Here is an 11,906-nt window from a genome sequence, read left to right as displayed (position 1 = left end):
TCGCTAATTAAAATCAGTCTAATTAAAGATAGTGTCAATTCTTTTTCGCCGTACCAGTGGTATCATTTTACTATTACTCCTACCCTACTATCTGCACGCTCAGTTAGCCAATCTTACTGGCACCATTACCGATAGCGATAGTAATCCTATACCTGGCATTACTATTCTACTAGACAGCACAAAGGGCACAGCCACTGATACATTTGGTAAGTTCACCATCAATAATATATCGCCCGGTCAGCATGAGTTGGCAATTTCCGGCGTGGGTTATCAGACCTATACACTGACCGTAACGCTACCAGCAGATCAAACCAAGAATTTACGCTTACAGCTAAGAGAAGCCATTAATCAAATGGATGAAGTAATAGTGCAAGGGCCATCTACTGCGGAGTTAAAGCGAACTGAGGGTTTAGCAGTACAGGTGATCGAGACCGCACCACAGCGCAACCTAACGGCAGATATCAACCAGATCATTGGGAGAACGCCCGGAATCAATATCCGAGAAGCCGGCGGGTTGGGGTCGGGCTTCTCACTGTCGCTCAATGGGCTATCTGGCAATCAGGTGCGCTACTTTATTGACGGAGTGCCCATGGAAAATTTTGGCTCGGCCCTCACTCTAAATAACTATCCGGTCAATTTGATTGAAGAAATTGAGGTGTACAAGGGGGTCGTACCGATCAGTTTGGGTTCCGATGCTTTAGGGGGTGCGATCAATATTATGACGGGCTACCGCCGTAAGAGCTTTCTAGATGCTTCGTACTCTATCGGTAGTTTTAATACCCACCGGGCGGCAGTCAACGTGCAGCAGGTCAATCCTGAGCGGGGATATTTTGTTAAAGTGCTGTCGTTTTACAACCACTCGGATAACAACTACCGGATGGAGAGCGTGCCGCTCACTGATGCAAACGGTAATATTATCAATAACAATTTCAGCACTCGTCGCTTTCACGATCACTACACTTCGGCTATGCTCAACTTAGAAGCTGGATTGCTCGATAAGTCGTGGGCTGACGAATGGAAAGTAGGAATCACCTACGCTGCCAATCGCAAAAATTATCAGCACCCGGACTTCAATATCAAGCGGGTGTTCGGAGAGTTCCACACTCGAAATCAGACTTGGCTGGCTTCCACCACCTACCGCAAACGAATTGGCAAGCTCGATTTGCAGGCTTATGTACTGGCCGGACAAACTCAAGAAAGTATTGTGGACACCAGTACTTTTCGCTACAACTGGGCGGGGGAAGCAATCAACCGGCTAGAGCAAGATGTTAACGATCCGAAAGGAGAACTGAACCAGCGACGATCATTGTTTCGCTTAACCGATAACACCCTGCGAAGCCAGCTTAACGCCCAGTATTTTCTCCGAAATAGCCATCGCCTACTCTTCAACGCCTCGCAAAACTACCTAAGCCGCACCGGCGAAGACAAAGTAGATACCTTTAACCGATCCTTTCAGTCACCTAACAGCATTCATAAAAACCTGCTGGGGCTGGCTTACGAGTTCGATAGCCCTAACGAACGCTTGAATTTATCGGTGTTTGCCAAGCAGTACTTTTATCGGGGCAACATCGTCACTCAAGATTTTGAGAACAACGATGTAACCACCGACATTGCCCTTCGCAATACAGGCTACGGCATTTCCTTTTCGTACCAACTAGCAGCTATTGGTGGGGTTAAAACTTCCTTTGAACGGGCGTACCGCATTCCTGAACCTACCGAAATTCTGGGAAGTGGGCTGTACATTTTACCGAACCCCAACCTGCAACCGGAGCAAAGCTATAATCTTAACCTAGGCGGTTGGCTCGACCAAAGTTTCGGAAAATTTGAGCTGGTGTCAGAATGGAATGTCTTTGCCCGCTTTTCGGAAGATTTTATCCAGCCCCCTCGCGCCGAAGGCCCGTTTGGGGTGTACGAAAATCTAGCTAATGTCCGCACTCAGGGAGTAGAGGGAAGCGTGCAACTACAACGAGGGCAACTTTTGATGGTCAACCTCAACGCTACCTACCAGCACATCACCGACCGTACCGAGTTTGACGAAGGGCTACCCAATGTTAACTACCGCAGTCGTATTCCTAACATACCCTACTTCTTCGCTAACAGCCGGGTTTCATTGCAACCGTTTCAACGAACCGAAGATTGGCACTTGGCTTTCCACTGGACTACTAATTACGTGCACGAATTCTTTCTGAAGTGGGAAAACCTGGGCAATCCGGGCGATAAAAATATCATTCCCACTCAACTTACTTTCGACCTGACCGCTGAAACTAGCTTTCGGGAGGGGCGGTACAATCTTTCAGCAACCGTTACGAACCTCAGCAATGAAACTGTCTTTGACAACTTCTTGATTCAAAAACCCGGTCGGGCCTTTTATCTCAAACTACGCTATTTTCTCAGTAACTCATAATCTAATTTATCTATGAAAACCATTCAAAAATCAGTATTATATCTATTCCTAGCCCTATTTAGCCTCGCCTGCAATGACAATGGTGACCCTGGCCCGGTGACGAGCGAAACAGCTTCAGGCATTACTATGTCGTTAAAAACCACCGGGGGTGACGAAACCGAATTCATTATCAATGAAGCCCGTGACTCTATTCTGATGGGTGAGATATCCGCCGTAGGCACCGGCATTGAACAAACCGGCTGGCGTTTCTACTATCCGGTGGGCAAAACCTTGTTTGCCGCTGGTTATAGCGATGATAATCAGTGTACGGGTTATGTCGCCAACGAAGAGGGAATCATTGTAGAGCAGGGGGCTTTCATCTTCGATGTGCCCTTGCAAATGTTCGGAGCTACCGATGATGAACAAACCCTGCTAGCGATGGAGATTCCTCGCGCTGGTTTTGCTAAGAAACAGTTGTATCTGGTGGATGCGGCTAGCGTGCAGGTAACCGAAAAAATTGCACTGGAAGTATTTCAGTCTACTACAGACTCCCTGCTTTCTCGGCCTACCTCTCTGCAAGTGCGCGACGACAAATTGTTCATTCCCTTCCAGAAGCTTGATGTCGATGGCAACTTTACTACTCCCCGAGCTGATACTGCCTTTGTCGCTATCTTTTCCTACCCAAATGTGGGGGATGCTCCCGAAAAAATCATTACCGACCCTCGTACCAGTAACATTGGGGTAGACGGCATGACAACTGGCCTGATCGAAGCCGACAACGGCGATCTGTACTCCTTCTCCTGCGGAGCTGCTATGGCGGGCTTCGCTCCGGCCTCTACCAAGCCTTCGGGTATTCTACGTATTCCATCCGGAGCTACTGAATTTGACCCTGACTATTTCTTCAATGTAGAGGCAGCTACTGATGGCGGTAAGCTATTCTGGTTTGACTACGTGGGTAACAACAAAGCTATTGCGCGTATCTTGACTGGTGACGATGGTCCCGCTTGGTCTGCCTACGGTCGGGATATTTTCAATCAGCAGCTCGTGATTATCGATTTGGTCAGCCAAACGATTACTCCGGTCACGGATGATACGGGCACCGCGCTTCCTCTGCACGCCAAGCGCTACACCTCACCAGTGTTGGTAGAAGATGGTCAAGTGCTGGTCAGTGTAGAAACAGCCACCGAGGCCTACGTCTACGAGGTAAATGTAGCTGATGCCACTGCCCAGCGTGGGGCAAAGATTGCAGGCAAAACGATTAAAGGGTTCTACCGCTTATGATCCCGCGTATCGCTTCGCCACCATTGGCCGTTAATTCTGACTAACCATTCCACCCATGCGTGCTAAAACCAAAAAAGTAGTTCTCCAAATTCACGGTTGGCTCGGCTTAGTTACCGGACTGGTGGTGTTCATTGTGTCCATCACCGGCTGTGCATGGGTGTTTAAGGAGGAGATTGAAGGGTTTCTTTCGGCGGAGATGCCTATTCCTGTGCAAGACCAACCCAATGTCACGCCTACGGAGGCAAAGATCTTGGCCGAAGCTGAGCTTCCGGGGCGAGACATTCACGGAGTGGCCTACGGGGCGAGCAACGATCCTATTGAGGTGATCTTTTACGAGTACGAACCGGTATATCACCGAAGTGTTTTTATTCACCCGTACCGGGCTGAGGTGTTACGGACGGTAGATCACCGCAGCGGCTTTTTTGCCTGGGTGCTCGATGGCCATCAGTATCTCTGGCTGCCTGCTGCCCTGGGTACCCACGTGGTGCTTGTATCGGTATTGCTGTTCTTGGTCATTTTGGTGAGTGGTTTGTTGCTTTGGTGGCCGAAGAACCGCCGGGCTGCTCCCGCGCGACTACAGTTTCGGTGGAAGCCCACGACTCGCTGGCGGCGCAAAAACTTCGATCTGCACTCCGTGGTTGGGTTTTATATCTACTTATTCGCGTTCGCACTGGCCTTTACCGGATCGGTGATGGGCTACGGCTGGTTTTACTACGTGGTGTACAAGTCGGCTGGTGGTGATCAAAATCCGCGCTTCGTCATTCCTACCAACGTGAGCCCGGTGGCGGACAATCCCACCCGCTCGTCGGCCGACCGTTTGCTGCTTCGCTTGCAGCAGGAGAATCCGGAAGCCGAGAGCTTTGAAATTCATTTTCCGGCCACTGACACTTCCAGTATCTACGTAGAAGTGATTAATCAACCTGGGGTATTCTACAATGCCGACTACCGCTTCTTTGACGCTCATTCCCTGGAAGAGCTTGATCCGCAGAGCATTTACCGTCGCTACGAGCAGGCTAGCTTCGCCGATAAGGTGATTCGGATGAACTACGACATTCACGTAGGGTCCATTGGCGGATGGCTGGGCAAAGCACTGGCCTTCTTAGCCAGTCTGGTGACTGCCAGCTTGCCCGTGACCGGTACGCTGCTTTGGTGGGGGCGAAAAAAGAAGAAGCTTCAAAAAGGCAATCTCGAGTATTCAGAGCGCAACAGGCACGCTAACATAACATCGTAGCTCGGCTAAACAGCAAATCATCAGGTTGAATAGCCGCAGACTCTCCGCAAGCTGTGATAATCAACTCTATTTGGAAACAATCTAATTACAAATTTCTGAATACCAGTTGTTTATATTCATTCTATGCTGTTCCTCTCCTACCTTTGTAGCATCACCAAAAAAAAATAAAATCATGGCTATACGATTAGGAAGTAACTGTGTAAACTGCGAAAACTTGATGAGTGACCAAATGTGCAAGGTTCACGGCGTGAAAGTAGGAAACCACTACACCTGTGACAACTTTAACATGAAAGCCGAATTGTCGGATGACCGGGATTGTACCACCTGCATCCGTTTTGAGCAAGAAGACTGTGCCAATCCTGGCAAAGCAGCTTCCGGTATGATGTGTTCGGTTTGGGCACCTCAAAGTATTAGTGCTTAGCACTTTATCGCTAAAAATCAGAAAGCTAGCTCCGTAGCGGGGCTGGCTTTATTTTTTTGAAGACAAAGCTACCAACTCTTCAAAATAATTTGTAGGTTCTGGCAATTACTAACCGTATTTTTTCATGATGGCAAAAAACGATTTTAACGTAGTAAAGAATGTTTTTACCAATTTTTTAGAAGAAAACGGGCTACGGAAAACGCCGGAGAGGTTTGCCATTTTGGAGCAGATTTATGACAGTAAAGAACATTTTGATGTAGACTCCTTGTACATTAAAATGAAAAACGAGAGTTTTAGGGTGAGCCGGGCAACCGTGTACAATACCATTGAAATCTTATTGGAATGTAACCTAATTCGGAAGCATCAGTTCGGGGATGATAAAGCCCACTACGAAAAATCATTTTTTTACCGCCAACACGATCATATTATTCTAACCGATACCAACGAAGTCGTAGAGTTTTGTGACCCTCGTATTGAGTCTATTAAAAAGACCATTGAAGAGGTATTTAATATTACTATCGATAAGCACTCCCTATATTTCTACGGTACCCGAAATAAAACTGCCAAAGAAGATAAACAAGCCGAAGGATAGTTAGCTTCTGGTATACCGCCCCGACTGCTTGAACCTCTGATTATTTTTCTTAACAAGAAAATGCAATGGCTGCCCTGCCCTTAAAGTAGTACCCCACTCATTATAAATGGCTAAAGTATACCGATAATTCAGATCAAGCCTAGGTATACATGGCCGTCTCACTCTCCTACCTTTCTTAGTTTTTACTACCAAATTTAAATTTACTAAGTCTATCTATTGCTTATTACCTGCTTCTTATCGACATTTGTATTTTTATAATTAGTCTAAATAAACAGGATAGTAAGTTCAAAATCCTTTGATTATTACTCATCAGGAGATTTGCAAAATACTTCGGCCTACACTGTATGAAGCTCCCATTGCTACTTTTCCTTTTTCTTTCCAGTTTAGCGTTTAGTCAGTCCACCCACACACTTAGCGGTCAAGTAGTTAATGCTGAGGGTGCCCCTGTTTTTTACGCGCACGTTTCGCTGGAAGAAGGCCAGCAGTACGCCGTAGCTGATCAGGAAGGGCAATTTCAGATCGAAGCGTTACCGCCGGGTGAATACGTAGTGAAAGCCAGCGCGGTAGGATACGCAGTTTGGTCTGAAAGCGTGGTCCTTGATCAAAACCGCACCCTAACCATTACGCTAACCCCTAGCGTACAGGAACTAAATAACATAGTTGTATTAGGAAAAACCGAAGCCCGGGAGGTGAGTGAGCAGCCCATTGCCATCAATTCGCTGGATACCAAACCTGTGATGGATCAAGCCCTGGGAGCTGAGCAGCTGCTTAAAGTGTCGACCGGAGTGGTGGTGCGGCAGACGGGCGGACTGGGCAGCAACGTCAATATCAACCTCAACGGACTGTCCGGGCAAGCCGTTCGTATCTACTTCGATGGCATTCCGATCAACGTATTCGGAGGTGGGTTGCAGCTCAACACCATTCCGGTAGATGCATTGGAGCGTATTGACGTGTACAAGGGCGTAATGCCCATTGCGGTTGGTACCGATGCCCTGGGCGGAGGTATCAACCTAGTGCCGGCCCGAAAGAGCCAGGACTACTTGCAGACTTCCTACACTATCGGCTCGTTCAATACCCACCGCTTTACCCTCAACGCGCACAAAAATCTGTCGGGTAAGCTAGCGATCTCTACCCTGGCGTATTTCAACTACTCGGACAACGATTACGAAATGCGTGATATCCGAAGCATCACCGAAAATACGCTGGCGAATGGCAGCGTGGTGGCGGGATCGGAGGAAACCATTGATGTTCGCCGTTTTCACGACCGGCACGTTTCAGGGTACGCCGAGGCCAGCATTCAGCTACGGGATTTAGCGTGGGCCGACCGGCTCGACCTCACGACTTCTTACGCACGGCGGGATGATGAAATCCAGCACGGTGCGTTTATCACGAATACGGCTGTCGGCGAGGCTGAATTTGACATTAACACCCTGGCCCAGCGCCTCGACTACCGCAAGGCCCTGCTCAACGATCGCCTGGATGTACGCTACTACGGCGTGCTTTCGGTGGCCCAGTCGCAAGTGCGAGATAGCAGCCGGTTTCGGTACAACTGGCGGGGTGAGCGGCTCACTACCACCAATGCCAGCGGTTCGGAGTTGTTTCCTATTCCTACGCTGCGCGAGGGACGCGATTTGGGAACGGCGCACCGACTGGTGCTCAACTATACGCTCAGTGAGCACTTTGCCCTGACCGTTTCGGAGTTCTTTCGCTACACCGAGATAGAGGGCAATGATCCGGTAGGCTCCCGCATCAGTATCGGTGATACCTCTCTTGACCCCAATACTGTTCCCTCGCGACTGGGTCGCAATATTGTGGGGGCGGAGTTCACTGCTACCCTACTGAAAGAGAAGCTGACTACGGTGGCGTTCTACAAAAACTACGACTACAACGCTGAGTCGATTGATATTTTGCAGCGTTCGGCCACCCGGTTGCCTCTTCGGGAGGTGCAGGCCAATGAGAACGGCTACGGGTTGGCCGTGAAGTACCAGTTGCACCCCACGATGTTTGTACGCAGCAGCTTTGAGCGGGCGGTGCGCATTCCTACTGAAGTAGAAATATTCGGTGATTTCGGAGCCATCTTACCCAATTACGAGCTACGCCCGGAAAAGAGTAATAATTACAACCTGGGGGTTCAATACAGTACGTTCTTATCAACTCACCAAGAGCTGTTTCTGCGCCTGGACGGCTTTGTGCGAAGCCAGGAAGACTTGATCCGACCCGATGCCTTCGGGCCGGAAAATACGCGCTTTATCAATGAAGCGCAGGTAGCGGGCCGGGGTGCTGAATTTTCGGTGCGTTACAGCCCCATCAAAAACCTCCGGCTCTCGGGTAACTTCACCTACCAAAGCAACGAGATAGGTGCGGGCGGAAACGCTGCCCCCGGCCAACTGATCGGTAACCAGGTACCTAACATCCCCCAGCTATTCTACAACGCCGGCGTTCGCTATACCTTCGAGGATGTGTTTAAAGAGCTAAATACGCTGGAAGTTTTCTGGGATTACTTGTTCATCGACCGGTTTAGCATCAATGAGGTGGCCGACCTGGACCGGGCCAATCCTTTGTTTATCATTCCAGCCCAGCGGGTACACAACGCCGGCGTGATTTACCGCCTGCAAGAAGAAGGACTACGCTGCTCACTGAACGTACAAAACGTCTTTAATGCAGAGGTGTTTGACAACTTCCGCATCCCCCGCCCCGGCATCAATTATCAATTCAAAGTCAGCTATTCTTTACAACCCAACCGCTAAAATGAAAACGCACCATACACTTTTTCACCTACTGAGTACCGCTACGCTGGCCGTAGGCTTGCTATTTACTTCCTGTTCAGAAGATGACAATAGCATGACCGATGGTAATCCGTCTGGCATTAGAACCTCAGGATTTGTGATCGTGGGTAATACTGCTTCTAACTCTTCGCTAGTGAAGTACGTAGAGGAGCTGCCAACGGGTACGATTGATCTGTCCGACGGCACCGACTTTTCTTCCTTTGACCCCCGTGCTCTGTACGACCACGCCTTGTTTGTCACAAATCCCGATCCTTCGGGTGGGTTTGCTAAGTACATTGTTAATGAGGCGGGTGAACTCGTGGAAGCGGGCACCATACCCACCGTCGATGCGAACCCCTTTCGGTTGAGTGTACGAGACGCTGATGTTGGTGTTTTCCAAGACTTAAGTACTCCTAACCAAATTACGGTCTTTAATCCGACCACTTTGGCGGTGACGAGCACCATTGACATGTCCGAAGGGTTTGTACTTAACAACGCGAACCAACGCTATACCCAGTTTTACTTCAGAGGTGATGAACTATTTGCCTCCATTGATAATTGGCCTACTGAATTCACTTCTTTTATTGTTCACCAGGCTAATCTGGCGACCAATACGTTTGAGGGAGAAACCCAACGAGATGGAAACGGGACGAGTACTATTTCTCAGTTCACTAATTATTTACACCTGAGCAATCTCGACGAGGCGGGCAACTTATACCTACCTGACGGAGGAAACTACCAGGGAGAAGGAATTCCCGGAAGAATTAATCGCATTCCTGCTGGCAGTGACGAAATCGATCCTGACTATGTCTTTGAACCCGCGCTGGAACTTAATCCTCAGAACGTGTTTCTGCCCACATTCAACCACTTCTATGTGACGGGCAATGGCCAGGCGATTGCCCGGGTGAATGCCGAAACCCCGCAAGCGGCGATTGATATTGTAACGGCCGCCGGGGGCGTACAGAATTTATCAGACGACCAGACTCAGGCAATTTTGGGTATTTTATTTTCGGCTGCCTCAGCCCGCTGGTGCATCCTTGACCTAAATGCCCAAACCGTTACCCCTATTACCGGTATTCCACCTGTCACGGTGTTTACCCGACGGGATATGTTTGAGCATGACGGGCAGTTTTATCTTCCGGTGGTGGTCGGCGGTGAAAATGCTGAAAATGCTTACTACCGCTATGACCCTAGTACTGGTGCCGCCGAAAAAGCCTTCGATGTGACCGGAGCCGACCTAGTGGGAGTGTTTAACCTTGCTAACAATAACTAATCTTTTATACACAACACAGCATGTTATTTAAAGAAAATATTTATCGACTCGCTATCCCCCTAACTATCCTTCTGTTCGGAGGACTGCTAAGCGCTTGCTCGGAAGACGACAGTGACGACAATGGTCCCTCCTCTTCCAACAAAACCTCAGGCTTTGTCTTCGTTGGGGCGACGAGTTCCGAATCGGTGTTAGTAAAGTATGTAGAAGAGCTGCCCACTGGCACGCTTGATCTATCGGATGGTACCGACTTTCCTCGTTTTGTCCCCACATCCGTTTATGATCACGCCCTGTTTCTGGTCCGGCCCGATAATTCGTCAGGCTTCGCCAAGTATGTGGTCAACAGCGAAGGGCAGCTCATAGAAGAAGGGGCGATAACAGCGCAGGGCGAAAATTCCTTCCGAATTGATGTTCGAGACGCTCAAACCGGGGTTTTTCAGGACCGGGCTACCCCTGATCAAATCACGGTCTTCAACCCCACTACCTTCACGGTGACCAACACCATTGATATGAGTGAGGGATTCGTACCCGGCGATGCCGATCAGCGCTACCAGCGTTTTATCTTTCAAGACGATGATGTTTTTATGCCGGTTCGGGGAAACGTGGGGGCACAAAGCTTCCCTTCCCTGGTAATACACCAAGCTAATTTGGCTACGAATGCCTTCGTAGGAAGCACCCAACGAGACGGCAATGGCGTCAACACCATCCTGACGGTCGCTATGGGGCAAAACCTGACGGACGATCAAGGTAATTTGTATATTCCTGACGGAGGAAATTACGACGGGGCGGGTATTCCGGCGGCCATCAATAGAATTCCGGCCGGAAGCAATACCTTTGATGATACCTACACGTTTTATCCGGCGGTCGTACTAAATCCGGCGAACACCTTTCTGCCCACGGCTAACTCCTTTGATATCATCGGCGGAAGCCAAGCCATTGCCCGGGTCAATGCCGAAACCCCACAGGCCGCTATCGATATTGTCGTCGGAGCCGGTGGGGTGCAGAATCTCTCAGATGCGCAGGAGCAGCAGGTTCTCCAGATACTGTTCACTGCCGAAAGTGCCCGCTGGTGCGTACTGGACTTAGAGGCGCAAACTGTCTCCCCGATTGAGGGTATCCCAGCGGTTGGTATTTTTGCCGGAGGAACCGTTTTTCGGCACGATGGTGCCCTCTATATACCTGCGCCTACTTCCTCCGAAGGGGCTTACTATCGCTACGACCCGAGCACCGGGGTGGCCGAAAAAGCCTTCGTAATAACCGGAGCCGATATTCAGGGAGCTTTTAATATCGCAAACGACAATTGATACGCTAATATTATGGAACTCACGATACTGGTTCTTTCTTGTCTGCTTTTCTACGCCCCGTCCCGGTACTTTCCGGTGGATAGCATCCTGCGCGTGAACATAGCACAGTACAGAAAAGTTATGCTGATCGGAGCGACCCTGTTGTTATTAGTCTCGTTCGCTAGCTTCTATCAGACCTACGACGGATTTACCGCCTTTGCCATCTGGCTCACGGCCGGGACGACGATACTTTCGGCCCTGATTCTGACGGTGAAGCTCGACCTGCGCTGGCTCTACGGCTGGGGTATGCTGTGTGTGCTGTTTCTAATAACCGACCCGATGCTATAACTCGGTAACTTGTGAATAAGTTGTTCATCATTATTCATCGCCCATTACGAATCTATGCCTGCTAAAGCAAAATATTTATCCAGCGGCTGGGCCCGCTTCTCTCGGGTAACTGCCGCCATCGTGGGCAGCTATGTGGTGACCATGCTGCTGCACGTAGCTGCCGCCAAAGTAGCCCCTAACAACACCCCAGTGATTCTGACGGCGGCCTATTCATCTTTCTTGGTGTGGGTGGGCTTAATGGTGCTGGCGTTTTGGATGAAAAAAGTTGCCCATGTCTGGAGTCTTTATGCACTGCTTACGGGCATCAGTGCTTTGCTAATTCTCACGTAAAC

The 11,906-nt window shown here is 49.4% G+C and carries 10 protein-coding genes; all 10 read left to right on the top strand.

Going from position 1 to position 11,906, the window contains the following annotated elements; translation table 11 throughout:
• Positions 1-31: 31 nt before the first annotated feature.
• Entirely contained in the window at positions 32-2,404 is a 2,373-nt protein-coding gene (locus P0M28_RS28595) for a TonB-dependent receptor (RefSeq protein WP_302206925.1), read from the top strand.
• A 12-nt stretch (positions 2,405-2,416) separates the two neighbouring features.
• Positions 2,417-3,664 (top strand): DUF4374 domain-containing protein, encoded by a 1,248-nt coding sequence (locus P0M28_RS28590; protein ID WP_302206924.1) that lies wholly within the window; start codon positions 2,417-2,419, stop codon positions 3,662-3,664.
• 55 nt (positions 3,665-3,719) lie between these two features.
• Positions 3,720-4,895 carry a PepSY-associated TM helix domain-containing protein gene (locus tag P0M28_RS28585; protein WP_302206923.1) on the top strand — a complete coding sequence of 392 codons (1,176 nt, stop codon included), beginning with the start codon at positions 3,720-3,722 and terminating at the stop codon, positions 4,893-4,895.
• 172 nt (positions 4,896-5,067) lie between these two features.
• Positions 5,068-5,316, top strand: coding sequence for a hypothetical protein (locus P0M28_RS28580; protein ID WP_302206922.1), 249 nt, complete (start codon positions 5,068-5,070; stop codon positions 5,314-5,316).
• A gap of 124 nt (positions 5,317-5,440) precedes the next feature.
• Entirely contained in the window at positions 5,441-5,908 is a 468-nt protein-coding gene (locus tag P0M28_RS28575; RefSeq protein WP_367281887.1) for a Fur family transcriptional regulator, read from the top strand.
• 344 nt (positions 5,909-6,252) lie between these two features.
• A complete protein-coding gene (locus P0M28_RS28570; RefSeq protein WP_302206921.1) occupies positions 6,253-8,655 on the top strand; it encodes a TonB-dependent receptor in 2,403 nt (800 codons plus the stop codon).
• A gap of 1 nt (position 8,656) precedes the next feature.
• Positions 8,657-9,946: a DUF4374 domain-containing protein gene (locus tag P0M28_RS28565; RefSeq protein WP_302206920.1), complete on the top strand. Its 1,290-nt coding sequence runs from the start codon at positions 8,657-8,659 to the stop codon at positions 9,944-9,946.
• A 20-nt stretch (positions 9,947-9,966) separates the two neighbouring features.
• Entirely contained in the window at positions 9,967-11,247 is a 1,281-nt protein-coding gene (locus tag P0M28_RS28560; RefSeq protein ID WP_302206919.1) for a DUF4374 domain-containing protein, read from the top strand.
• A gap of 12 nt (positions 11,248-11,259) precedes the next feature.
• Complete coding sequence (locus P0M28_RS28555) at positions 11,260-11,574, top strand: hypothetical protein (protein ID WP_302206918.1); 315 nt, start codon at positions 11,260-11,262, stop codon at positions 11,572-11,574.
• Positions 11,575-11,628: 54 nt separating this feature from the next.
• Entirely contained in the window at positions 11,629-11,904 is a 276-nt protein-coding gene (locus P0M28_RS28550) for a hypothetical protein (protein ID WP_302206917.1), read from the top strand.
• Positions 11,905-11,906: the final 2 nt, after the last annotated feature.

Origin of the sequence: Tunicatimonas pelagia, assembly GCF_030506325.1 — a bacterium.
GTDB classification, from domain to species: Bacteria; Bacteroidota; Bacteroidia; order Cytophagales; family Cyclobacteriaceae; genus Tunicatimonas; species Tunicatimonas pelagia.
Note: the sequence above shows the minus strand (reverse complement) of the source record. Positions and strands in the feature narration are given on the sequence as shown.